Annotated in this window: 27 protein-coding genes; 21 read left to right on the top strand and 6 right to left on the bottom strand. The window is 59.1% G+C overall.

Going from position 1 to position 23,590, the window contains the following annotated elements; genetic code table 11:
• Positions 1-14: 14 nt before the first annotated feature.
• The 4 genes from miaB to dapF are packed head-to-tail and all read left to right on the top strand — an operon-like array spanning position 15 to position 3,854.
• The gene (gene miaB, locus QBL02_RS05230) at positions 15-1,553 is read left to right on the top strand and encodes a tRNA (N6-isopentenyl adenosine(37)-C2)-methylthiotransferase MiaB (RefSeq protein WP_282725334.1); all 1,539 of its coding nucleotides are present in this window, start codon (positions 15-17) and stop codon (positions 1,551-1,553) included.
• Positions 1,550-2,479 carry a tRNA (adenosine(37)-N6)-dimethylallyltransferase MiaA gene (miaA, locus tag QBL02_RS05225; RefSeq protein WP_282725333.1) on the top strand — a complete coding sequence of 310 codons (930 nt, stop codon included), beginning with the start codon at positions 1,550-1,552 and terminating at the stop codon, positions 2,477-2,479. The genes miaB and miaA overlap by 4 nt, the downstream gene beginning before the upstream one ends.
• Entirely contained in the window at positions 2,473-2,919 is a 447-nt protein-coding gene (locus QBL02_RS05220; protein WP_282725332.1) for a GNAT family acetyltransferase, read from the top strand. The genes miaA and QBL02_RS05220 overlap by 7 nt, the downstream gene beginning before the upstream one ends.
• A gap of 59 nt (positions 2,920-2,978) precedes the next feature.
• Positions 2,979-3,854 carry a diaminopimelate epimerase gene (gene dapF, locus QBL02_RS05215; protein ID WP_282725331.1) on the top strand — a complete coding sequence of 292 codons (876 nt, stop codon included), beginning with the start codon at positions 2,979-2,981 and terminating at the stop codon, positions 3,852-3,854.
• A gap of 118 nt (positions 3,855-3,972) precedes the next feature.
• Here dapF and QBL02_RS05210 read toward each other — a convergent pair whose 3' ends face one another.
• Positions 3,973-4,593: a methyltransferase gene (locus QBL02_RS05210; protein WP_282725329.1), complete on the bottom strand. Its 621-nt coding sequence runs from the start codon at positions 4,591-4,593 to the stop codon at positions 3,973-3,975.
• 152 nt (positions 4,594-4,745) lie between these two features.
• On the opposite strand from QBL02_RS05210, the gene hflX reads away from it, so the two are divergent.
• The 4 genes from hflX (at position 4,746) to QBL02_RS05190 (ending at position 10,866) form a co-directional block, all read left to right on the top strand.
• Positions 4,746-6,299 (top strand): GTPase HflX, encoded by a 1,554-nt coding sequence (hflX, locus tag QBL02_RS05205; RefSeq protein WP_282725736.1) that lies wholly within the window; start codon positions 4,746-4,748, stop codon positions 6,297-6,299.
• Between the two features lie 159 nt (positions 6,300-6,458).
• Positions 6,459-8,795: a 5-methyltetrahydropteroyltriglutamate--homocysteine S-methyltransferase gene (gene metE, locus QBL02_RS05200; RefSeq protein WP_282725328.1), complete on the top strand. Its 2,337-nt coding sequence runs from the start codon at positions 6,459-6,461 to the stop codon at positions 8,793-8,795.
• Positions 8,792-9,955 (top strand): hypothetical protein, encoded by a 1,164-nt coding sequence (locus tag QBL02_RS05195; RefSeq protein ID WP_282725327.1) that lies wholly within the window; start codon positions 8,792-8,794, stop codon positions 9,953-9,955. The genes metE and QBL02_RS05195 overlap by 4 nt, the downstream gene beginning before the upstream one ends.
• On the top strand, positions 9,952-10,866 hold the full coding sequence (locus QBL02_RS05190) for a methylenetetrahydrofolate reductase (RefSeq protein WP_282725326.1): 915 nt from the start codon (positions 9,952-9,954) through the stop codon (positions 10,864-10,866). Before QBL02_RS05195 ends, QBL02_RS05190 begins: the two co-directional genes overlap by 4 nt.
• Here QBL02_RS05190 and lexA read toward each other — a convergent pair.
• Entirely contained in the window at positions 10,863-11,528 is a 666-nt protein-coding gene (gene lexA / locus QBL02_RS05185) for a transcriptional repressor LexA (protein ID WP_282725325.1), read from the bottom strand. The genes QBL02_RS05190 and lexA overlap by 4 nt on opposite strands.
• A gap of 281 nt (positions 11,529-11,809) precedes the next feature.
• On the opposite strand from lexA, the gene QBL02_RS05180 reads away from it, so the two are divergent.
• Together QBL02_RS05180 and QBL02_RS05175 are read left to right on the top strand one after the other, a co-directional pair.
• The gene (locus tag QBL02_RS05180; protein WP_282725324.1) at positions 11,810-12,271 is read left to right on the top strand and encodes a LysM peptidoglycan-binding domain-containing protein; all 462 of its coding nucleotides are present in this window, start codon (positions 11,810-11,812) and stop codon (positions 12,269-12,271) included.
• Between the two features lie 46 nt (positions 12,272-12,317).
• Positions 12,318-13,406 carry a histidinol-phosphate transaminase gene (locus QBL02_RS05175; RefSeq protein ID WP_282725323.1) on the top strand — a complete coding sequence of 363 codons (1,089 nt, stop codon included), beginning with the start codon at positions 12,318-12,320 and terminating at the stop codon, positions 13,404-13,406.
• 131 nt (positions 13,407-13,537) lie between these two features.
• Here the strand turns inward: QBL02_RS05175 and QBL02_RS05170 are convergent, their stop codons facing one another.
• Entirely contained in the window at positions 13,538-14,278 is a 741-nt protein-coding gene (locus tag QBL02_RS05170; RefSeq protein ID WP_282725322.1) for a VIT family protein, read from the bottom strand.
• 128 nt (positions 14,279-14,406) lie between these two features.
• Here QBL02_RS05170 and QBL02_RS05165 point away from each other — a divergent pair, with 128 nt between their 5' ends.
• From QBL02_RS05165 to QBL02_RS05140, 6 genes are read left to right on the top strand one after another with little or no spacing between them, the layout of a single operon-like run.
• Positions 14,407-15,162, top strand: a complete 756-nt coding sequence (locus tag QBL02_RS05165) for a thioredoxin domain-containing protein (RefSeq protein ID WP_282725321.1) — start codon at positions 14,407-14,409, stop codon at positions 15,160-15,162.
• Positions 15,162-15,980: a cytochrome c biogenesis CcdA family protein gene (locus QBL02_RS05160; protein WP_282725320.1), complete on the top strand. Its 819-nt coding sequence runs from the start codon at positions 15,162-15,164 to the stop codon at positions 15,978-15,980. Before QBL02_RS05165 ends, QBL02_RS05160 begins: the two co-directional genes overlap by 1 nt.
• A gap of 9 nt (positions 15,981-15,989) precedes the next feature.
• Entirely contained in the window at positions 15,990-16,598 is a 609-nt protein-coding gene (gene hisB, locus QBL02_RS05155; RefSeq protein ID WP_282725319.1) for an imidazoleglycerol-phosphate dehydratase HisB, read from the top strand.
• Positions 16,595-17,230 (top strand): imidazole glycerol phosphate synthase subunit HisH, encoded by a 636-nt coding sequence (gene hisH / locus QBL02_RS05150; protein WP_282725318.1) that lies wholly within the window; start codon positions 16,595-16,597, stop codon positions 17,228-17,230. Before hisB ends, hisH begins: the two co-directional genes overlap by 4 nt.
• Positions 17,231-17,289: 59 nt before the next feature.
• Positions 17,290-18,036, top strand: a complete 747-nt coding sequence (gene priA, locus QBL02_RS05145) for a bifunctional 1-(5-phosphoribosyl)-5-((5-phosphoribosylamino)methylideneamino)imidazole-4-carboxamide isomerase/phosphoribosylanthranilate isomerase PriA (protein ID WP_282725317.1) — start codon at positions 17,290-17,292, stop codon at positions 18,034-18,036.
• 18 nt (positions 18,037-18,054) lie between these two features.
• Positions 18,055-18,936, top strand: a complete 882-nt coding sequence (locus QBL02_RS05140) for an SseB family protein (RefSeq protein WP_282725316.1) — start codon at positions 18,055-18,057, stop codon at positions 18,934-18,936.
• Between the two features lie 20 nt (positions 18,937-18,956).
• On the opposite strand, the gene QBL02_RS05135 is transcribed toward QBL02_RS05140, so the two are convergent.
• Complete coding sequence (locus QBL02_RS05135; RefSeq protein WP_282725315.1) at positions 18,957-19,283, bottom strand: AzlD domain-containing protein; 327 nt, start codon at positions 19,281-19,283, stop codon at positions 18,957-18,959.
• The gene (locus QBL02_RS05130; RefSeq protein WP_282725314.1) at positions 19,276-20,019 is read right to left on the bottom strand and encodes an AzlC family ABC transporter permease; all 744 of its coding nucleotides are present in this window, start codon (positions 20,017-20,019) and stop codon (positions 19,276-19,278) included. Before QBL02_RS05130 ends, QBL02_RS05135 begins: the two co-directional genes overlap by 8 nt.
• Before the next feature lie 80 nt (positions 20,020-20,099).
• Between QBL02_RS05130 and QBL02_RS05125 the strand changes: the two genes are divergently transcribed.
• Positions 20,100-20,564, top strand: a complete 465-nt coding sequence (locus QBL02_RS05125; RefSeq protein WP_282725313.1) for an Lrp/AsnC family transcriptional regulator — start codon at positions 20,100-20,102, stop codon at positions 20,562-20,564.
• Positions 20,565-20,623: 59 nt separating this feature from the next.
• Here QBL02_RS05125 and QBL02_RS05120 read toward each other — a convergent pair whose 3' ends face one another.
• Positions 20,624-20,980 carry a DUF1844 domain-containing protein gene (locus tag QBL02_RS05120; protein WP_282725312.1) on the bottom strand — a complete coding sequence of 119 codons (357 nt, stop codon included), beginning with the start codon at positions 20,978-20,980 and terminating at the stop codon, positions 20,624-20,626.
• A 240-nt stretch (positions 20,981-21,220) separates the two neighbouring features.
• On the opposite strand from QBL02_RS05120, the gene infC reads away from it, so the two are divergent.
• From infC to QBL02_RS05100, 4 genes are all read left to right on the top strand, one after another.
• Entirely contained in the window at positions 21,221-21,865 is a 645-nt protein-coding gene (gene infC / locus QBL02_RS05115) for a translation initiation factor IF-3 (protein ID WP_282725311.1), read from the top strand.
• 92 nt (positions 21,866-21,957) lie between these two features.
• Positions 21,958-22,152, top strand: coding sequence for a 50S ribosomal protein L35 (rpmI, locus tag QBL02_RS05110; protein ID WP_282725310.1), 195 nt, complete (start codon positions 21,958-21,960; stop codon positions 22,150-22,152).
• Between the two features lie 41 nt (positions 22,153-22,193).
• Positions 22,194-22,580 carry a 50S ribosomal protein L20 gene (rplT, locus tag QBL02_RS05105; RefSeq protein ID WP_282725309.1) on the top strand — a complete coding sequence of 129 codons (387 nt, stop codon included), beginning with the start codon at positions 22,194-22,196 and terminating at the stop codon, positions 22,578-22,580.
• Positions 22,581-22,778: 198 nt separating this feature from the next.
• A complete protein-coding gene (locus tag QBL02_RS05100) occupies positions 22,779-23,570 on the top strand; it encodes an RNA methyltransferase (protein WP_282725308.1) in 792 nt (263 codons plus the stop codon).
• Positions 23,571-23,590: the final 20 nt, after the last annotated feature.

Here is a 23,590-nt window from a genome sequence, read left to right as displayed (position 1 = left end):
GGTAGAATTTGAACATGCCATCATCCGAAGCAACACTGATTGATCCGTCACCTGCCGCACTCCGGGCTGATGGAACACCTCGCAGCTACACAGTGCGTACCCTCGGATGCCAGATGAATGTGCACGACTCTGAGCGACTTTCAGGGTCGCTCGAAGCTGCTGGCTACGTAGCTGCCGAGACGCCGGAGGCAGCCGATGTTGTTGTGATCAACACCTGCGCTGTGCGTGAGAATGCTGCTCAGAAGCTTTACGGTAACCTCGGGGCTCTTGCCGCGAAGAAGCGCGTGCACGAGGGCATGCAGATTGCTGTTGGCGGTTGTCTCGCTCAAAAAGACCAGGGTGTAATCGTTGAGAAAGCTCCTTGGGTTGACGTAGTTTTCGGTACGCACAACATGGGTTCTTTGCCGACGCTGCTTGAGCGGGCCAGGCACAATGCAGAAGCTCAGGTTGAGATTCTTGAATCGCTTGAGGTATTCCCTTCGACGCTGCCAACCAAACGCGACTCTGCTGCCAGTGGTTGGGTTTCGATCTCGGTGGGCTGCAACAACACCTGCACCTTCTGCATCGTTCCCTCGTTGCGTGGCAAAGAAAAAGACCGCCGCCCAGGTGATGTGCTTGCCGAAGTTCAAGCTCTCGTTGACGACGGCGCGGTAGAGGTCACACTGCTCGGTCAGAACGTCAACACCTATGGTGTCGAGTTTGGTGACAAGCTTGCGTTTGGCAAGCTGCTCCGTGCAATGGGCGAGATTGAGGGGCTAGAACGCGTGCGTTTCACCAGCCCGCACCCCGCAGCCTTCACTCAGGACGTTATTGACGCGATGGCTGAGACACCAAACGTAATGCCGACCCTGCACATGCCGCTGCAGTCAGGCTCAGACACTGTGCTGAAAGCAATGCGCCGCTCATACCGAAGCAAGAAGTACCTCGGCATTCTTGACCAGGTTCGCGAGCGCATTCCGCACGCTGCGATTACGACGGACATAATTGTTGGGTTCCCAGGTGAGACCGAAGAAGACTTTGAAGACACCATGCGCGTGGTTGAACAGTCTCGCTTTCAAAGTGCGTTTACCTTCCAATACTCGATTCGCCCAGGCACACCAGCCGCGACGATGGAAGACCAGATTCCAAAGGCCGTGGTGCAAAAACGCTACGAGCGTTTGATGGAACTTCAAGAGCGCATCTCACTCGAAGAGAACCAGGCTCAGATCGGTCGCACAGTGCAGGTACTCGTCTCGGGCGAGGGTCGTAAAGACGCCGCAACGAGGCGACTCAGTGGCCGCGCAGAAGACAACCGTCTGGTGCACTTCGCGATCCCAGAAGGCGGCGAAGAGCCTCGCCCGGGCGACGTTGTCACCGTGCAGGTTACCTCTGCCGCTCCATTCTTTATCGTCGCCGATGCTACTGAGGCTTACCAGTTGCGCCGCACTCGTGCCGGCGACGCCTGGGATCGCCGTCAGGCAGAAAGCTGCGGCGTGCCTGCCCCTTCCGGTGCAGTCGCCAGCGGTGCGCCAAAGTCGGTGGGCCTCGGCATGCCGACAATTCGCACGCTGTGACCACGCCGAGGCTTTGGGTAGTTGTCGGCGCCACAGGCACCGGCAAGACCGCACTTTCACTTGACCTTGCCGAGCGGTTGGCCGAGAGCGGGCGCGCAGCGGAGATCGTGAACGCTGATGCCATGCAGTTTTATCGCGGCATGAACATTGGCACCGCGAAACTGCCCGAAGCTGAACGCAGGGGAGTGCCGCACCACCTTTTTCACGACCTAGACGTCACCGAAGAGGCAACGGTTGCCTGGTACCAACCAGCCGCGCGCGCAATCATCGAAAAAATCCACGCCAGAGGAAACGACGCGATTTTGATCGGTGGATCGGGCCTCTACGTTTCTAGTGTGATCTACGACTTCCAGTTTCCACCGCGTGACGAAGCGCTGCGTGCAGAACTCGAACGTGAGCTCGAACGGGCTGGTGTAGCCCCACTGCTCGAACGATTGTCGGCTCTCGACCCGTCGACTGCGAACGCGGTCGACGCTAGAAACCCCAGGCGGGTAGTGCGTGCACTAGAAGTCGCATTACTCGGTGGCGACGCCCAAGTCACACTGCCGCAGGCGCCGAAACTCTGGTGCGACAAGACGCAGGTGATTGCTGTTTCCTGCGAACGCGCCACCCTCGTCGCTCGACTCGACGAACGCGTGCGACGAATGTGGCAGGACGGTCTCCTCGAAGAAGTTCGTGAATTGATTCCGCACGGAATCGCTGAGGGCAAGACCGCCAGCAGGGCAATCGGCTACCAGCAGGCGCTCGCGCAGCTCGCAGGCGAATACAGCGAAGAAGAAGCCATCGCCGAAACGCAGATGCTCACGAGGCGATACGCGCGCCGACAGGTGAGTTGGTTCAAGCGCTACCACGATGCGCAGTGGCTCGACGCACCAAACATCGATGAGATTCAGATACCGCCAAGCGAACAGAGGCGACCATGTTGATCCGTGACTTTACCCTGGCCGACGCTGAGCAGGCGATCGCGCTTTGGCAGCAATGTGATCTGACCCGGCCGTGGAACGATCCGCTACTCGATATCGAACGAAACCTTACCGCGCAGCCGGGCCTCTCTCTTGTTGCCGAAGCTGCAGTCGGCGACAGCCCAGAACACCCAGCGACCGAGGTAGTTGGCACCGTGATGCTCGGATATGACGGGCACCGCGGCTGGATGTACTACTTGGCAAGCCACCCAAAGATGCGAGGGCAGGGGATCGCAAAGGCGCTCGTCGCCGAGGCAGAAAGACGCTTTGAATCGCTCGGCTGCCCTAAAGCTCAACTCATGGTGCGCGGCACGAACACCCAAGCCGTCGGTTTTTATCAGGCATTAGGTTACGAAGTGAATGATGTGCTGGTGCTCGGTAAACGATTGATCGAAGACGACTAATTGGGCAGCAATCCGCATATGCACAGGCACGCGGGCTCGACCGACAATAGACTTAATTCGTGACCACACTTAGCTTCACCAAGGGCCACGGCACCGGCAACGATTTTGTGCTGTTCAGCGACCCCGACGGGCAGATCGACCTGACACCAGCACAGATCAGGCAGCTTTGCGACCGGCATTTTGGTGTTGGCGCAGACGGTGTGATTCGCGCCGTGCGATCCAAATCAATCGTCGAGGGCGCGGCGATCCTCGCTGAAGAGCCAGCCGCCGAGTGGTTCATGGATTACTGGAACGCCGATGGTTCGCCGTCTGAAATGTGCGGTAACGGCATTCGGGTGTATGTGCACTATCTGATCGAGCAAGGTTTCATCACCCCGGAGCGGCGCGACACGATCCCAATCGGCACACGCGCTGGGGTGAAAGATGTGCTGCCCGGAGTTTCTGGCTACACGGTTGACCTCGGCCGCTGGCGGCCCGGCGGCGAGTACCTGGTGAACGCACGCGGGCTTCGAGTCTCACGTCCAGGCCTGGGCATCAACCTCGGAAACCCGCACGTGGTAACCGTGCTTTCAGGCGACGCAAAACTCGATGGGCTTGACCTCAGCCAAGAACCAGAACTTGGCCCCCTTCCGGAACACGGCGCGAACGTCGAATTCGTGGTGCCAGAAGAACCGCTTTTGAAAGACGGCGTTGCCCGTATTCGGATGCGTGTGCACGAGCGCGGAGCGGGCGAAACTCTTTCATGCGGCACCGGGGCGGCCGCGGCCGCGCTCGCGTTTCGCCACTGGGGCGGCGACCAGATGCCAAATAGTTGGAGCGTCGAGGTTCCAGGCGGCAGACTCGGTGTACGTATGTTCCCCACCGAAGAAGGCGAGCATGTGTCGCTTAGCGGCCCCGCAGCGCTCGTCTACTCGGGCACAGTCGAACTCGCGTAATCCTGAGGTTTTAACGCGTTGGATCGCCCAGTCCACATTGGCCTGTGACCGCACTGAGACGGTCCTCAAACGATCAAGGAGTGGCTCGTATGAGCCGCATCGTTCGGTCGAACCGTACTTAGGCTCGGTACGCCTCAATCACGTGGAAACCCTTGTCGCGAGCGATACGGTTTACTTCTAGCTCGGCAAACTCAGTGTCGATCCACTTTTGCAGTGAATCTGCGCCGAGATGCTTGGCGACAACCAGAAGCGCCTCACCGCCGTGAGCAAGCCGCGGCAACCACAACTGCAGCATCTCATGCAACACCTGCTTGCCCACACGAATCGGTGGATTCGAGTGAATTGCGCCAAAAACAATATCGCTTGGTACTTCTTCGGGCGATCCAACGCGCACATTCTTAAGGCCAAGTCGCTCAGCGTTGAGAGCGGTCAGTTCGCGCGAACGCGCATTCACGTCGACGGCCCAGACCTCGCGATCTGATTCGTGAAGGGCGGCGCTGAGCGCGATCGGGCCCCAACCGCAACCAAGGTCAAGCACGGGGAGCTTGGCCGCCTCGTTCTCAGCAGGCTCACGAACTTCGAGTGTGCGCAATAGAATCTCTGTGCCGCGATCGAGGTGTTCGGGGCTAAACACCCCGCCCGCCGTGAGCAGTTTGTACGAATCGCCGGCAAGGATCGCCTCAATCTCTCGCGGAGTGAAATCGCTTGAAGGGGTTTCGCTGAAATAGTGGTCGCTCACCTATCAAGTATCGCAGGCGAGCGGGGCCTCAAGTTTCGCGAGTGAGTCTTGAGCTTCGCTTTTGCCTTGAGCGCTCCAAATCTGATGCTGCGCCTGCAGTGAACAGGCTTTATTGCGCGGCTCGCGCGACCTAGACTAGTCAACAGATGACTATGCAAAACGACGAAACCACGCAAGATTTCGACCCAAGCGAGAGCGAAGGCTCCAACAGCGATTCTTTTGATCGCCTACTTCAACGCGCCGAAAAAACCGGCACCGCGACGGTGATTCGTGATCTGAGTGGTGCGCAAGCTCTCGGCGACGAAGCCCACGAACTTGTCGCCGATGATTTTGATGCGATCCGCTTGGAACGCGAAGAACGTGCTTCGCTCAAGCGCGTCGCCAGCCTGTCAACAGAGCTTGAAGACGTTACCGAGGTTGAATACCGGCAGCTGCGTCTCGAACGAGCCGTGTTGATCGGTGTCTATTCGAAAAGCACTGCCGAGGGTACCGAAGAGGCCGAGAACTCACTTCGAGAGCTCGCAGCCCTCGCCGAAACCGCAGGCGCCGAGGTGCTCGACGGCCTATTGCAGCGTCGTGCCAATCCCGACCCGGCAACCTATTTTGGCAAGGGAAAGGCCCAAGAACTGGCCGAACTTGTCGCAGCAGTCGGTGCCGACACGGTGGTGGCAGACAGTGAGCTTTCGCCTTCGCAGCGCCGCGCGCTCGAAGACGTGGTGAAGGTGAAGGTGATCGACCGCACTGCGGTGATCCTTGACATCTTTAGCCAGCACGCGAAGAGCCGTGAGGGCAAGGCGCAGGTCGAGCTGGCGCAACTACAGTACCTTCTGCCACGACTTCGCGGCTGGGGCGATTCGATGTCGCGTCAGGCCGGTGGTCAGGTTGGTGCGGCAGGAGCGGGCATGGGCTCGCGTGGCCCAGGCGAGACGAAGATTGAGCTCGATCGACGCCGAATCAACACTCGCATGGCAAAACTTCGCCAGCAGATCAAGGGATTCGCGCCTGCCCGCGAGGCAAAACGCGCAAACCGCAAACGCGGCGAAGTGCCCTCTGTCGCGATCGCAGGCTACACGAACGCGGGCAAGTCGAGCCTGATGAACCAGCTCACCGGAGCCGAAGCTTTTGTGCAGAACCAGCTTTTTGCGACGCTTGATACCACTGTGCGTCATGCAGAAACAGACGACGGACGCCAGTTCACCTACGTAGACACCGTCGGTTTCGTGCGAAACCTGCCACACCAATTGGTTGAGGCATTCCGATCGACTTTTGAAGAAGTCGCCGAAGCTGACGTGATCGTGCACGTTGTGGACGGTTCGCACCCAGACCCTGCCGCACAGCTGCGCACGGTTCGTGAGGTGATCGCCGAGGTTGACGCGCTTGGGCTGCCCGAGATTGTTGCCTTCAACAAGAGCGACCTGATCGACGAGAGTCAGCGTCTCGTGCTGCATGGCATGGCGCCAGACGCAGTGTTCGTGTCGGCTCGCACTGGCGAGGGAATCGACGAGTTGCAGCAGAAAATCACTGCTGCGCTGCCCGTTCCCGACACCGAGGTGACCGCTGTGGTGCCTTACGATCGCGGTGAATTGGTGGCTGAGCTGCACGAGCGCAATCGCGTGCTCGACACCGAATACGTTGAGACTGGCACGAGGGTGCACGCCTTTGTGAGCGGCGAGACGCTCGCAAAGATCGAGCCGTACTTGGTCTGAGCTCGATCCAGCGCCCTGAATAGCCGGAACGCAAGCACTTTCTCAACAATTACTTCATGCAACGTAACGAAAAGTAACTGCGCGACACTAACGGGCGCGAACCCGGTTCGCCTCATTACTGTCGAAAGAGTTCCCCGAGACTCCTTCGAAAGTAGACCCATGTCGCACCGCCGTACCCTGCCATCCGCAACGATCCTCGGATATCCACGAATCGGACCGCGCCGCGAGCTCAAGCGCGCGGTCGAAAGCTACTGGAAGGGCGATCTGACTCAAGAACAGCTGAGTGAAACCGCCGCAGAGTTGCGCGCCGCCACTCGTGCGCGTCTGGTCTCGCTTGGTCTGCCTGCCAAGGGTGGAGCAATTCCCGAAAGCTTCAGCTTTTACGATCAGGTGCTCGATGCGACGCTTGCGCTTGGCGCGACGCCCGAGCGTTTTGCCGAGTTTGCGGCGCGCGAGCAGAACAACGACATTGACCTTTACTTCGCGCTGGCCCGCGGAACCAGCGAGCTGCAGCCGCTTGAAATGACAAAGTGGTTCGACACCAACTACCACTACAGCGTTCCAGAAATTGACGAACGCACCCCGTTCAAAGCAAACGCAAGCGCTCTGGTCGCACAGATTCTTGAGGCGAAAACTCAGGGCATCGAGTCTCGCCCCGTGATCGTCGGCCCGGTCACATACCTGTTGCTCGCGAAGGCGAGCGACACTGCTGCCGACGGGTTCTCGCCAATCGACCGCCTTGATGATGCGCTTGAGGCTTACCTTGAGTTGCTGAGCGAGTTGGATCAGGCCGGTGCAGACTGGGTGCAGCTTGACGAGCCGGCTCTCGTTTCTGATTCGCTTTCGTTGCCGCGCGAGCAGGTACTCCAGCTGATTGAGCGCGCCTACTCGGTTATTGGAAATTCCAATAACCGGGGTGCGGTGTTGCTGACGGCGCCGTACGGCGACTCCTCGTACGCTCTCCTGCGCCTCGCCGCGCTGCCAATCGAAGCAGTGCATGCCGACCTCGTGCGAGGCACGTTGCCAGCGGGTGCGTTCAGCTCTGGCGAGTTGGTCAGTGCGTTTTACCAGAAGCAGTTCGTCGCCGGTCTCGTCGACGGTCGAAACATTTGGCGCACCGATCTTCGTGTTGCGTCGGCGATCGCTCAAGACCTGAAGCTCGCCGGCATTGACGTCGTGATCGGCACGTCGAACAGCCTGCAGCACGTGCCACATGACGTGAATGACGAAACGAAACTTGACGAGCGTCTGAAGTCTTGGCTTGCCTTCGCAGACCAAAAGGTCGAGCAGGTGGCGGTCCTCGCCCGCGGACTTGAAGACGGAGCTGCGGCAATCGAAACAGAGCTCGCCGACACCGAGACTGCGTTGCGAGACCGCGCAACCGCGCCTGGTGTGAACATCGAGGCTATTCGGGCGCGTGCGAATAATGTCACTGAGGCTGATCTGAACCGCGTAACCGAAGAGGAGCGCCGTGACGCGCAGCAGCAGCTGAACATTCCAAAGTTTGCGACGACCACAATCGGTTCGTTCCCGCAAACGATCGAGATTCGAAAAGCCCGTGCTGCTTTTGGTCGAGGCGAAATCGATCAGGCCGCCTACGACCAGTTTTTGCGAGCAGAAATCGAAAGTGTCATTCGACTGCAAGAAGAGATTGGGCTTGACGTGCTTGTGCACGGTGAGGCTGAGCGCAACGATATGGTGCAGTACTTCGCCGAGAACCTTGATGGTTTTGCGGTGACTGAGAACGGTTGGGTGCAAAGTTACGGCACTCGTGCAACTCGACCCTCGATTCTTTGGGGCGATGTTTCGCGACCTGCGCCGATTACTGTGGCGTGGTCTGCATTTGCGCAGTCGCTCACCGAGCGCCCAGTGAAGGGCATGCTGACGGGCCCAGTCACGATTCTTGCGTGGTCGTTTGTGCGTGATGATCAGCCGCTTGGTGACACTGCGCAGCAGGTCGCGCTCGCGCTGCGCGACGAAATTGACGATCTGGTTGCTGCGGGCATCAACATCGTGCAGGTTGACGAGCCGGCACTGCGCGAATTGCTGCCGCTCGACGCGGATCGTAAAGAGGCGTATCTTGGCTGGTCGGTCGATTCGTTCCGCCTTGCGACCTCTGGTGTTGCACCTGAGGTGCAGATCCACACCCATCTCTGTTACTCAGAGTTTGGCGAGATTATCGGTGCGATTGACGGACTTGATGCCGATGTGACAAGCATCGAAGCAGCGCGAAGCCGCATGGACGTTGTGCAGCCGCTTGGTGAGCACGGATACTCACGAGGTATTGGCCCTGGCGTGTACGACATTCACACCACTCGTGTGCCTTCCGCTGAGGAGCAGACTGATCTGATTCGTATTGCCGCCGCGAGTATCCCGGGCGAACAGCTCTGGGTGAATCCGGACTGCGGCCTGAAAACTCGCGGTTACGAAGAGACCGTGGCGAGCCTTCGGGGTCTCGTTGAGGCCGCGCGAACGGTTCGCGCCGAGCAGGCATGACCGAGCGCTGGCCGAGCGGCAGCGAGCTTCCGACCGAACCGGTTGGCTCGCTGCCGCGGCCGAGCGCGCTGCAGCGTGCAGTGCTCGACGCCGAAACTGGCTTAATCACGCAGGCAGAGCTTGCCGCTGCGCAGCAGCACGCAGTAGAAGATACGCTGGATCGCTTCGCGGCAACCGAATCGCCCCTATTGAGCGACGGCGAGCAGCGCAGGCAGAGCTTTTCAAGCTACCCGCTTGGCACGTCGTTGAATGATGGATCCATCGCTGAGGGTCCAGTCTTTGCGGTCTTTGCCGATGGCCACCACCGAGTGATTCCGAGCCTTGCGCGAGGTCCGTTCCGCTATCGAGGCTGGGCGGCAGACGATGTTGTGGCGGCAAGGGAATTGACTGATCTGCCGCTCAAACAGGCCGTGATTTCACCATCGATGCTCTCGCTGATGGTGCCGCAGCAGGGTCTTGGCGATTACTCGCGTGAAGACTTTCTTGATGATGTGGTGAGCGGCTGCGCCGAGGACATTCGTCGATGTTTCGCAGCCGGAGCAGCGCGTGTCACTATCGACTTTACGGAGGGCAGGCTCGCGTTGCGAGACGATCTGCGTGCTCCTTGGGCTGGGCCTGAAGCGCTAGCTGGGTTTATCGACCTCATTAATCGGGTGCTGGGTGAGCTTTCATCTGAACTGCGCACAGCGGTGGGCGTGCACACTTGTCCGGGCAACGATAACGATTCTGATCACAGCGCCGATGTTGACTATGCCGAACTATTGCCCGAGCTATTTCAGATCGAAGCTGGCTATTTTTTGGTGCAGGCCGCTGGTGAGCAGGATCCTGACCGTGTCGCGAAATTGGTGGGTCGCCAGCTTTCGAAGCGCGCCTCGAGGGCGGGCGGGGCTCCGCGGGTGCTTCTCGGAGTCACAAACCCAACAAATCCAAAGTTAGAGACCGCAGAGCAGGTGAGTGAGCAACTGGTGAAGGCTGCACGGTTCATTCCCGCAGAACTCCTTGGTTCGACTGATGACTGTGGTTTCTCTCCGTACCTTATTGACGAAAAGCCTCGGCATGGTTCACCTGACTTTGCCCGTGACGTTGCTTTCGCGAAGATCGCTGCGCGGGTGCGTGGCACCCGGCTTGCTGCCGCTGAGTTGAACGGGGCGGCAGCATGAATGCGATTCTGCTGAGAGGGAGCGCGCCGACTAAGGCAAGATTCTCGTTCGAGGTGTTTCCTGCGCGCAGTGGAGCTGCAGCCCTCGCGCTTGGTAATGCGGTGCAGCACCTGGCTGCGGTGCAACCCGACTTTCTTTCGGTCACCTATGGTGCGAATGGTTCGAATCGAGACGCTTCGGTCGATCTTTTGAGGTACTTGCGTGATCACAGCGACGCGCTGCCTCTGGCCCACCTCACCACGGTGGGCGAGGATCGCGGTGCAGTGAAAGCTGTGATCCACAAATTGATGGATAGTGGTGTGCACGACTTTCTGGCGCTTCGCGGAGACCCGCCAAAGGGCCTCAGTGAAAACGATTCAGAGGTCGCTGGATCGCTCAGCTCGCTTGAGTTGCTGCGTTTGATTGGCGAGGCCCGCGCAGAGCGCCCTCAGTTCACCAGTGTTGGTCGCCTCGCCGTTGCTGCCTATCCCAATGGACACGCGCTCAGCCGTTCGCGAAATGCCGATATTGATTGGTTGGTGGCGAAGCAGGAGGCGGGGGCACAGCTCGCGATCACTCAGCTGTTTTTTCAGGCCGATGAGTATCTGCAATTTGTCGCAGATGCTGCTGAACGTGGCCTCTCGATTCCGGTGTTGCCAGGTCTGATGCCGGTCTCGACGAGCGCACAATTGCGTAAGGTCGCTTCGCTCGCTGGCCGCCCAGCCCCGGAGTCTCTTGTGCGCGCTATGGACGCGTCTGGAGGCTTTGCGCCAGAGCTAGGTGTTGAGCATGTGATTGAGCTGAGCCGGGAGCTTTTGGCAGGTGGAGCGCCGTCGATCCACCTCTACACCTTTAACAGGCATGAACAGGTGCTTGCCGTGCTGCGCGAACTTGAATTGCTTGATTCAGCGCAGCTGATATCAGCGAACTAAACCGAGCGGAAGACTGCAACTACCTTGCCGAGAACTTCGGCATGGTCACCAAGAATCGGCTCGAAGGCGCTGTTTCGGGGGAGCAGCCAGGTGTGGCCGTCGCGGCGGCGGAACACTTTCACGGTTGCTTCTCCGTCGAGCATGGCGGCGACGATGTCGCCGTTTTCTGCGTCGCGCTGTTGACGCACCACAACGAAGTCGCCGTCACAGATGGCAGCGTCAATCATGGATTCGCCGTACACCTTGAGCATAAATAGCTGACCGTCGCCAACGAGTTGGCGGGGCAGCGGCACGAGTTCTTCAACCTGTTGCTCAGCTGTGATCGGCACACCCGCCGCGATTCTGCCGACGAGAGGCACGTATGCCGTTTCTTCGGGCTGAACTGAGGGGGAGTCGGCGATTGACTGAGCAGTGCTTGCCAGCTCGGTGAGTACCTCGAGCGCGCGCGGACGGTTGGGGTCGCGGCGAATGTGACCGGCGAGTTCTAGCCGACTGAGCTGATGCGTGACGCTTGATAGGGAAGAAAGGCCAACTGCGTCGCCGATTTCGCGCATGCTTGGCGGGTAACCACGGCTCTCAACAGACCGAGAAATAAATTCGAGGATCGCCTGCTGCTTCTCGGTGAGTGGCTTTGGGGGCCGGCTGCTGGTGTCTGCAGTCATGGTCTCTGTCCTTCGCTTGTGCGTCGATGCAACTAGGTAATTTCGCGGATATTCAGGGCAAAACCATGAATGTCGGAGGTTGGTGGTTCAGTTGCCTCGTAATCGAAACCCTAGCTGTTGTGTTCGAATGAAGGCAAAGGTTTGTTCGAGTGTCGCGTGAATTTCTTCGCGTAAATGTTCGAATGAGAGCTTGCGGTTTCTTTGATTCGAAGATACATTCGAAAGAGATGTTCGAATAGCACTAGAAAGTGCGAACATCGCAAGCCGAGGAGGAACAGATCATGACCGCATCGATCGCCACCATTTCCAGCCCGATGACCAGCCCAATCGCACGCGCAGTCGCTGCTGTTGACGCTGCAGCTCAGGCCGCTCCGCTCGCTTCGCAGGCCGCTCGTACGCGTTTGCGTCTCACCCGTCGCGGCCGTGCTGTCTTCGGCGCCCTCGCCACCCTGCTCGTGATCGGTGCGCTTGCGATTGCTGCGGTGTTTGGTGGTTCGCAAGCGGTGGCTACTGCCGAGAGCGGCAACACTGATTTTGGTTATGTTGTCGTACTGCCCGGTGAATCGCTGTGGAGCGTCGCAAGCGCGCTTGATCCAAACGTTGATCCACGCGACCTGGTTGCCGAAATTGTTCAGTTGAACAAGCTTGATGGTTCGGGTGTGCAGGCCGGCCAGCCGATTGCTGTTCCGCTGCGTTATGCAGAGGCCCCCGGTGTCGCGAGCGCTTCCGAGCTTGGCATTTAATAAGCTTGGCGTTCGGGGTAGTGCTGCAAGCCATAGACTTGCAATTGTGACCAGTCTCAGCGATCTGCCCCTCCGCGCAAACCTTGTTGGCAAAGAACCCTACGGTGCTCCACAAGATCCGGTTCCCGTAAGCCTGAACGTAAACGAGAACACGCATCCGTTGCCAGAAGATGTCATTGAAGACATCATCGCTTCGCTCGGAGACGCAGTGCGTGGTGTGAATCGTTACCCGGACCGTGAGTTCATGGGTCTGCGCGAAGATCTGGCGCGCTATCTCGGTCACGGGCTGACTGCTGAACAGCTCTGGGCAGCAAACGGTTCAAACGAGGTGCTGCAGCAGGTGCTTCAGGCTTTTGGTGGCCCGGGACGCAGCCTCTTGAGCTTTACCCCCACCTATTCGATGTATCCACTGCTCGCAGGTGGTACTGATACCGAGTGGATTCCAGTTGCGCGCCCGAACGATTACGCGCTCACCGCTGAGCTTGTGGTCGAGGCGCTTGAAGAGCACAAGCCGAGCATCGCGATCCTGTGTGGGCCAAACAATCCCACGGGCACCTCGCTTGATCTTGATGTCGTGAAGGCTGCCTACGACGCCTTCGACGGCATCCTCGTGGTTGATGAGGCCTACCATGAGTTCGACAGTTCCCACGAGAGTGCGCTTTCCTTGTTGCCCGGTCGTCCTCGTCTGCTGGTGTCACGCACCATGAGCAAGGCATTCGCGTTCGCCGGTGTGCGTCTGGGTTACCTCGCTGCAGATGCCGCCGTTGTAGACGCGCTGCGTCTCGTTCGCTTGCCTTACCATCTGTCGGCACTCACACAAGCTGCAGCCTCTGCGGCACTGCGCCACTCAGCAGAAATGCTTCGCGCGGTCGACGATATTCGTTTGCAGCGCGATCGTCTTGCTGCTGAGCTTGAAGGCATGGGCTACCTCGTGCATCCCTCGGGAGCCAACTTCATTCTGGTTGGTGGCTTTGCAAGCCCTGAGGCCACTTTTGAAGCGCTCCGAGCTGAGGGAATTCTGATTCGTAACCTCAGCATCGATGGCCATTTGCGTTTGACCGCAGGAACTGCAGACGAGACAACCCAGCTCATCGAAGCTATTCGCGCGCTTGGGCCAGGCGGCGCCAAAGCTTAGCGCCAAAGCTCCACCGCCCGAGATTGTTCGGTCGATGGTCGCTCCGCGCAAACGTTAATAGCGGGGTCCAATGCACAGCTTGCATCGGGTCCCGCTATTAATGTTTGCGCGCGTCTTCGTGCAGCTTGGGTTTAACCGACCACCACACCAAAGGCGAGGCCGATGAAGTAGGTGGCGGCCATGGTCGCCGATCCCATCAGCACATTTCGCAATATCGCTGGTAATACGGGTGCCTTGCCCAGGCGAGCGCTGATCCAGCCGGTCAGCAACAAGCCGACCACCACGGAAACCGCCGTGACAATCGTGGCGTTGCCGATTGGGAGCAGAATCATCAGAAGCGGAATCAGCGCTCCAATGGTGAATGCCACAAATGAAGAAACTGCGGCTGCCCAGGGGCTTGTAAATTCTTCAGGATCAATGCCCAGCTCAACCTCTGCGTGAGCCGCGAGTGCGTCGTGTTTGGTGAGCTCTTCGGCAACCTGTCTAGCGAGATCGGCAGAAAGCCCACGCTTGCGATAGAGGCCTGTGAGTTCTGCCAATTCTGCGGCGGGCTGCTCTTCGAGTTCTTGAATCTCGCGAGCGATCAATGCTTTTTCGGTGTCGCGCTGAGTGCTTACCGAGACGTACTCACCGCCGGCCATCGAGAACGCACCCGCCACCAGCGCGGCAATGCCGGCAGTGGCGATAGCTGCCGTGTTTCCCGGCGTAGCCGCAGCGACACCGACGACCACGCCCGCGACCGACACAATGCCGTCATTCGCGCCGAGCACTCCGGCGCGTAGCCAGTTCAGCCGCTGACCAATGCGACCCTCGTCGTGGGCTGCATGCAGGTGGTCAAGCGCCGACTCAAGATCCGCTTGTTTTTCACTCATGGTCATATCTTCACGCGCAATCGCTGCCGTGACAAGCAAGGTGAGGCAACCCTTTTGAACTTCATATGTCAGTCATTCCTGAGTGAACGCGGAAAGTCTCGCCTGGCCCGTGACATACCCTGGGAGGTATGACACTTCCTCCTGAAGCCATGCCTAGATTCGAACTCGAACGAAAGCTTCGCCGCTCACGTGTGCTCAATATTGTGCTCGGCGTCGTCGCGGTTGGTGGTCTGCTCTTTGGCGGAATTCAGTGGAATGCTGCGCAGAGCGGCGCTGCAGGCACTGCCTCGACTGGCGACTCAGCGGCAGGCGATAACGCTGGATCTGCAGCGGTTTCGCATATTCGACAGATCGAGGGCGATCCGATGGCGATCGGCGATATTGATGCGCCGGTAGTGCTGAGCGAGTGGGTCGACTTCCGTTGCCCGTTCTGCGCAGTGGTGTCACGCGACACTCTGCCTCAGGTAGTGAAGGAATACGTTGATGCGGGCAAGGTGCGCATTGAGATGCATGACGTCGCATTCTTCGGTGAAGAATCTGTGCGGGCGGCAACTGCGGCGCGTGCCGCAGGCGAGCAGGGCAGGTACTTCGAGTTCGTGAAGGCCGTCTATGACGCGGCTCCCGAGAGCGGTCACCCCGAATTGCCAACCGAAGAGCTCATCGCCTTCGCGAAGGTTGCCGGCGTGCCAGACCTTAAGAAGTTTGAGGCTGATATGGAGCGACAGGATCTCATTGACGCCGTGCACGCGAGCACCGCTCAGGCGCAGTCACTTGGTGTAACCGGTGTGCCGTTCTTTGCGATTGGTGATCAGGCGCTCAGCGGCGCACAGCCGATTGAGGCGTTCCGTCAGTTCATTGATCAGCAGCTGGAGCTTGCAAGCTAGTGGATCTTAGCCTGCTCGGTGCGTTTCTTGGCGGCATTCTTACTCTGCTGAGCCCGTGTTCGGTGATGCTGCTCCCGGCGTTTTTCGCTTACGCGTTCACCAGCCCAGGAGCGCTCTTTGCGCGGACCGCAGTGTTTTTCGCAGGTTTGTGCGTAACTCTTGTGCCGCTTGGTGTGCTCGCTGGCACGCTCGGTGCGTGGGTGAACCGATATCGATTTGAACTTGTCACCGTCTCAGCAATTATCGTGATTGTGCTCGGCGCGATAATGATGCTTGGTGTGCAATTGCCCGGTGTTGTTCGGCAGCGCGGCGCGAAGAGCGCCTCGATTCTCTCGGTGTTTGCGCTCGGTACTGTCTACGGTTTGGCCGGTGTGTGCGCTGGCCCCATGCTCGGTGCTGCACTCACCTTCGCTGCGTTTGGGGCAAGCCCGCTCTTTGGCGGTTTGGTGCTGATGGTGTTCGCAGCGGGAATGGTGGTGCCGCTCTTTTTGCTGGCCCTGCTTTGGGATCGCCTCCCGGCGGTGCGAAAGCTTGTGCGCCCACGCGAGGTTGTTATTGGCCGCTGGCGCAACACCTGGACAAACATCATCGGCGGTGCGCTCACTGTGGCGATCGGTGTGTTGCTGTTGGTGACGCACGGCACGACCTCGCTTGGCGGTGTGCTTGGCGCTACCGACCAAGCTCGACTTGAATCAAGTGTGATGAACTGGACTGCCGGTGTGCCCGATTGGGTCTTCATCGTGGGCCTTCTGGTGCTTGCCGCGGTGATCACCCTGATTGTGCTGACTCGAAAAAAGCGGACGCCTGCAAACGACTAGGATGAAAGTATGTCTCAAGCGCCCCGCATCGCCACGCTCGAACGAGCAACGAGCGAGTCACAGATTTCCATCAGCGTGAACCTTGACGGCACCGGTGAAGCAGATGTTGCCACCGGTGTTCCGTTTTTCGACCACATGCTCACCGCTTTTGCTCGTCACTCGTTGACCGATCTCACTGTTCGCGCAACCGGAGACGTGCACATCGACGTGCATCACACGGTTGAAGACACCGGAATTCTGCTGGGCCAGGCCCTGCTTGAAGCGCTCGGCGACAAGAGCGGTATCTTCCGATACGGTGATGCCCTCGTTCCACTCGACGAAGCGCTCGCTCAGGCCGTCGTCGATATCTCGGGCCGTCCGTACCTCGTGCACAGCGGCGAGCCAGCTGGTCTTGAGTTTCACCTGATCGGTGGGCACTTCACTGGCAGCATGATCCGTCACTTCTTTGAGGCACTCGTGCTGAACGCGCGCCTCACTGTGCACCTGCGTTTGGTTGAGGGCCGCGACCCGCACCACATCGCTGAGGCAGAGTTTAAGGCTTTCGCTCGTGCGTTCCGCCAGGCAAAGGCTTACGATCCGCTCACCGTCGGTGTGCCAAGCACCAAGGGCACACTGTGACCACACAAAAGCTCGTTGCCGTACTGGACTACGGCTCGGGCAATGTGCATTCTGTCGTGAAAGCACTTGAGGTTGCTGGTGCAAAGGTAGTGCTGACTAGCGATGCCGAGACTGTGATGCGCGCTGACGGCTTGCTCGTGCCAGGAGTCGGTGCTTTTGACGCAGTGATGAAGCAGCTTCGCGCCGTGCGCGGTGACGAATTGATCGACCGCCGTCTTGCTGGCGGAATGCCCGTGCTTGGCATTTGTGTTGGTGAACAGGTCATGTTTGAGCGTGGGATCGAGCACGGCATTGAGGCTGAAGGTCTCGGGCAGTGGCCTGGTACTGTTCGGCAGCTTGAAGCGGATCGCCTGCCGCATATGGGCTGGAACACGGTTGAGGCGGCACCGGGCTCGGTGCTCTTCAACGGTATTGAGCAGGAGCGCTTTTACTTCGTGCACAGCTACGCGGCAACAGAGTGGAGCATTGAGGGTCGCACCGCCGGCACTAAGCCGCTTGTGACTTGGGCCGAACACGGCGAGCGATTTATTGCTGCTGTCGAGAACGGACCGCTCACCGCAACTCAGTTTCATCCCGAGAAGTCGGGTGAGGCAGGCATTCGTTTGCTTCGCAACTGGGTTGAGTCGCTGTAGTAGCGATCCTCGTCGAAATTTTTGAGTCACCACACGAAAACTAAAGGAAACATCGCCTGATGACTGAACTGAATACTCAGCCAAAGCTTGAACTGCTGCCCGCCGTCGACGTTGCCGATGGAAAAGCTGTTCGCCTGACTCAGGGCGAAGCAGGCACCGAGACCAACTACGGCAGCCCAGTTGATGCTGCCCTCGACTGGATCGAGCAGGGCGCAGAGTGGATTCATCTCGTTGACCTAGACGCGGCGTTCGGTCGCGGGAACAATGCTGCACTGCTGCGCAAGGTTGTGAAGCAGTCAAAGCACGTAAAGATTGAGCTCTCTGGCGGCATTCGCGACGACGCGAGCCTCGAAGCAGCACTTGAGTTGGGTGCGACCCGTGTGAACCTCGGCACCGCTGCCCTGGAGAATCCAGAGTGGACCCGCGCTGCGATCGCCCGCTACGGCGAACAGATCGCTGTGGGACTCGACGTTCGCGGCGAAACCCTCGCCGCACGCGGCTGGACCAAAGACGGCGGCAACCTTTGGGAGGTCCTTGAACGTCTTGAGGATGCCGGTTGCCCACGCTACGTCGTCACCGATGTGACGAAGGATGGCACCCTGCGCGGTCCAAACGTTGATCTGCTGCGTCAGGTGTGTGAGCGCACCGATCGGCCGGTGGTGGCTTCGGGTGGCGTCTCAAACCTTGATGACATCGCCGCACTGCGCGAACTGGTCTCGATCGGAGTCGAGGGCGCCATTGTTGGCAAGGCGCTCTACGCAGACGCGTTCACGCTGCCAGCTGCTCTCGACGTCGCCGGACGATAGTTCTCCGCGTAATTCGTAATGGCAATCGAAAAGCTTCCCTCAACGGGTGACGTGCCGCGCTCGACCGGAGTACCAGCAAGTCTGGTACCCGGTGGCGCAGCCGATTCTGCGGGGTTTCCGTGGGCGGGGCGAACCTTTGATCATCACGAAACGGCCTTTGCCGGTGATGACGGCGCGACTCCCGAAGCGCTTCGAGTTGCTGTTGCAAAACTTCGTGAGACGGCAGCATCTCTCGGCCGTGGGGAACGCTCGATCGAGGAGGCTCTGGACGAGCTTGCCGCTGCGCACACGGCAGCTTTGCTGGCCCTCGGCGGATCGCGAGTGCTGATTCCGCTTCTTGCCGAGGCGGGTGATCTTGGTCTCACGCCCGAGGGGAAAGTGGTCGAAAAGACTCAAGAATTGTCGATTGTGACAATCGGCGGGCCCGACGGACGAAAAGTGTTGCCTGTCTTCAGCTCGGTTGAGACCATGCGTGCCTGGAATCCAGAGGCACGGCCGATCCCCGTGCCAATGCCACAGGCTGCGGTTGCAGCAGCCCAAGAGCAGACTGACTTGATCATCGTTGACCCGGGAACGCCAGAGGCCGAGCTTGGAGTGCGGCGCACCCAGCTAGAGGCCGTCGCGCTTCTGCAGGAGGCTCCAATCGCGTGGCACGATCAAGCGGTCCTTGCAGCGTTTGCGGAGAGCGTCTCGGGGGAGCCTCGGGTCGATTCGATCGCGCTGGTCCCGGCTGATCCGCAGGCTCGGTTGCTGGCACCGGAACTTGACGTGGTGCTCACTCTTCAATCGGGGCTTGACCAGGCTTCGCTCGCTGAGGTGATCGCGCTGGTGCAGCAGCGCTGGGCTGCTAGCCCGGTTATTGCCGCGGGTGTCGACTCATTGCGCTTGCGCGTGATGTAGCTGAAGCTGCTTGCCCCTGGCTAGAACATATTCAGCAGCACAATGTAGACGGCGGTGCCTACGAAGATGCTGAGCAGCGCTCGCCGCCTTCCGAGCAGATGAGTGAGCACGGTCGCACCCGAAGCGACAGCGACGATCCAGATTTTGCCGGGCCTGGCCGCAATTTCATTTCCGAGCATGACGACAGCGAGAATTACGAGAATTCCTGCTGGCATCCAGCGGCCAAGCGACTGCACAAATTTTGATTTGCGCAGGGGCTTCAAGATCGCAAACGGCAGGGCTCGCAATAGCAGCGTGATGCCACCTGCGACGAGCACCACCGAGATCATGTACCAGGTGCTAGGCATTGTTTGCCTCCTGCTCACCGCGGTTATTCGGCCAGAAATATCGTGCAATGAGGGTGAGCGTGAAGATGCCGAGAGCTGCCAACAATTGCGCTTCTGGGAAAGTAACTGTCGCGAGCGCTACTGAAAGTCCTGCCAGCACAACAGAGGGTATTTCACGCTTGGATCGCACAGCGTCGAGGGCCATCACAATGAAGAGCGCAACGAGCGCGAATTCAAACCCCTCAAGCGGTTCTGGCATCAGGCTCGCAAGTAGAACCCCGGCAAGGCCTCCGCTCACCCAGTACAGCTGCATGAGGAGCTGACCGGTGAGCATTCGAGCGGAGCTGAGCTTCTCGGCGGGCATCAGCACATACGTCGCATACGCCTCGTCGATCATTGCGTAGACGGAGTAGGCGCGACCGAGGCCGGGTTTCACCGCTTGAATGGGAAAGCTGAGTGGATAGAACACGTGCCGAAAGTTAAGGGCGAACACGGTGGCAGCGATGGTGAGCAGTGGGGTGGAAGCCGCGATCATGCTTACCAGCAAGAGTTCGACTGATCCAGCGAAAATACCTATGGACAGCGCGGGCGCCAACCACCAGGGCAGCCCGGCTTGCACAACAAGCACGCCGAGGGCGAGGCCGAGTGGGAAAATGCCGATGCCGACACCGAGTGAGTCGACCGCGCCCTTGCGAAGTTCTGCTTTGCTGGCGGCTACAGCGTTGTGTGCTGCGGGCTCAGTGGTATTGCGTGGCATCCCACAATGATGCCGCAAAGTTTCTGCAATGTGCATGCCGAAACGACCCCTGAATGTAACATTCGTGCAATGATCAGTGCATGGATGCGCTAGATCGAGCAATTATTGCTGAACTGCAAGCGGATGGTCGGTTGAGCAACGTGGAGCTGGCTGCTCGGATTGGGCTCACCCCAGGTCCTTGCCTGCGTCGGGTGCAGCGGCTTGAAAGCGATGGAGTGATTCTCGGCTACCGAGCGGTGGTCGACCCGAGCCGGGTAGGTAGAGGCTTCGAGGTGCTGATTGATGTTGATCTCACCAGCCAAGACGCGCGTATTGTGCAGACCTTCGAAGCTACGGTTGCAGCTCTTGATGAAGTTGTCGAGTTTAAGCGGCTCTTTGGTCGACCCGACTATTTCTTGCGAGTGGCAGTAGCGGATCTTGTTGCCTATGAGGTATTTCTCACCCAAAAGATCATGTCTATCCCGGGGCTCGGTACGGCAAGTTCGCACTTTGCGATGAAGGACATTGTGCCCGGAACGCACATCGCGCCGCGCAGTTCCCGCTAGGGGAGAGTGCGCAGCGCGATGTGGGCAATTGGCTCCGAGTGCAGCCGAAGCCAGGTCGTTTAGATCACCGAACCGGTGTACTTCTCGCCTGGTCCCTTGCCTGGAGCGTCAGGAATCGCCGAAGCCTCGCGGAAAGCGAGCTGTACCGAGCGAAGGCCATCGCGCAGTGGGCGAGCGTGCGAGTCACTAATTTCGGGTGCGCCAGCGGTGATGAGACCGGCCAGGGCATTGATCAGCTTGCGTGCCTCATCGAGGTCAGTTTCGTTCTCTGGGTCATCAGACAGGCCGCACTTGATCGCCGCTGCGCTGAGGAGGTTCACTGCCGCAGCGGTGATGATCTCAACTGCGGGTACCTCCGCAATATCGCGCGCCGCGTTCTGGGCGTCTGTCGGCTCTGAGAACTGCTGGTCACTCATTCGGTAATTCCCCTTGTGTTGGTTATGTTGCATGCTCGTCTGAGTCTTGCTAAGATTCTAAAGGTTCACGGTCATCTGCCGAGAACTTGCAAGTGGAGAACCTCCCACCCGACGCCGATATACAGGCTACCGGGTAGTTGACACCCCGTTTCGAATGAAACAGCTTACGAAGGGTGTGGAACAGCGCATGCGGTGTTTCGGATCTGTGCTTGCAATGAACTGAGCTAGCAACGCCCTCGGGTGTGCAGCACAAGATCTAAGGAGCCGGCGATCAGCGATCCCCGTACAAACGAACGAATCAACGCCAAGGAAGTGCGTTTGGTCGGTCCCAGCGGCGAACAGGTCGGCGTGGTCCCGATCCACACCGCTCTGCGCCTCGCACAGGATGCCGATCTCGACCTGGTCGAGGTAGCCCCAAACTCGAAGCCACCCGTGGCCAAGATCATGGACTTCGGCAAGTTCAAGTACGAAGCTGCTCAGAAGGCAAAGGAAGCTCGCCGAAACCAGGCGAACACCGTGCTCAAAGAGGTCCGCTTCCGTCTGAAGATCGATAAGCACGATTATGAGACCAAGGCTAAGCGCGCAATTGGGTTCCTTACCCAGGGCGACAAGGTCAAGGCAATGATCCTCTTCCGCGGTCGTGAGCAGTCACGTCCAGAGATGGGTGTCCGTTTGCTTCAGCAGTTCGCAGAAGACATTGCCGAGTTCGGCACTGTTGAAAGCGCACCGCGCATTGACGGCCGCAACATGGTTATGGTGATCGCGCCGCTCAAGAACAAGAGCGAAGCAAAGGCTGAGCAGAACGCTCGCCGTGCCGAGGAAAAGGCAACTCGCCGCGCTGACAAGCCGGCAGACGAAGCCGACTCGGGCGATTCAGCCGAATAGGGCGCACGCGCTGAAGTAATTGCAGCGCTTGATGCCACGGGTTCAGTCTGAACTCGACCCAGACTTTTAGTTTTAGGAACAAGGAGATAGAGATGCCTAAGCAGAAGACCCACTCGGGGGCCAAGAAGCGGTTCAAGGTAACCGGCAGCGGCAAGCTGATGAAGCAGCAGGCTGGCATGCGCCACAACCTCGAGGTGAAGGCCTCAAAGCGTAAGCGCCGTCTGAACGCAGACCAGGTGCTTTCGGCTGGTGACGTCAAGCAGGCCAAGAAGCTGCTGGTGCGCTAAGCACCCCCATCGCTTACGAGAATTTTTAAGGAAGAACTGAAATGGCAAGAGTAAAGCGGGCCGTTAACGCCCACAAGAAGCGTCGCGTTATCCTTGAGCGCGCCGAGGGCTACCGCGGACAGCGTTCACGCCTGTACCGTAAGGCCAAGGAGCAGGTTACCCACTCGCTGGTCTACTCGTACAACGACCGTCGCAAGAAGAAGGGTGACTTCCGTCGCCTTTGGATCCAGCGCATCAACGCTGGCGCACGCGCTAACGGCCTGACCTACAACCGCTTCATCCAGGGCCTCGGTCTTGCAGGCGTTGAGGTTGACCGTCGTATGCTCAGCGAGCTTGCTACCAACGAGCCAGCATCGTTCGCAGCACTCGTCGAGGTTGCCAAGAAGGCTCTCCCAGAAGACGTCAACGCAGCGAAGACCGCAGCGTAAGTCTCTGACTCTTTTAAAAGGATCGCTCACCGTTTCGGTGGGCGATCCTTTTTGTTTTGTTCGGGTCGTGCGCGGTTCGCAGCGGGTTTGCGCGTGGTGTGTGGGCTGCTTTTGTAGGGTCTCCTTGGCAGTCTGCGCGCGGCAGTTCGTCAGGATGCGACCGACTTGCAAATGCTTCGTGGCTGGTAGATTTGTGAGGTGATTGAGAACCCAAAAGCACCACGAGTCCGTCGTATTGCAGCACTTGCCCGCAAAAAAGATCGTCTCGCGCTGGGGCAGTTTTTGGTTGAGGGTCCACTTGCGGTTCGGGAGCTTCTGACTTACGCGGCGGATCGCGCGGTCACCGTCTACGCCACGATGGGTGGCGAATCGTGGCAGTTTGAGATTGATCGACTGGCCGATGCTGCGGATGTTGAAATTGTTCGTGTTACTGATGAGGTGCTCGCTGCGATGGCGCAGACGGTGCAGCCTCAGGGTGTTGTTGCCGTGGCTCGCATCGTTGAGGTATCGCTTGTTGAAGCGCTCGCTGACGCCAAGCTTGTCGCTGTGCTGCACGAGGTTCGTGATCCCGGTAACGCGGGAACTGTGTTGCGGGCGGCAGACGCCGCGGGCGCCGACGCGGTGATCTTCGCGGGGGAGAGCATCGATCCCTGGAACCCGAAGGTTGTACGCTCAACCACGGGCTCGCTCTTTCACCTTCCCGTCGCAATCGCAGGCAGCCTTGAGGAGGCTATTGGCGTCGCGCGGGCCGCTGGCTTACAGGTGATTGCAGCAGATGTGAATGGCGAAGAACTCGGCATCGACGACGAGCGCCTCGCGGCGCCGACCGCCTGGGTATTTGGAAACGAAGCCCGAGGGCTCACCGAGCAGGATCGTTTGCTTGCCGACCGTGCCATGCGCCTGCCTATTTATGGCAGCGCCGAATCGCTGAATCTTGCCACAGCTGCGAGCGTGTGCCTATACACGACCGCCTTTTCGCAGCGCCGCTGAATCTCGCACTTGTGTCGAAG

The organism is Leucobacter sp. UT-8R-CII-1-4 (assembly GCF_030010235.1).
In the GTDB taxonomy this organism is placed as follows: Bacteria; Actinomycetota; Actinomycetes; order Actinomycetales; family Microbacteriaceae; genus Leucobacter.
This window is presented reverse-complemented; position numbering and strand designations above follow the sequence as displayed.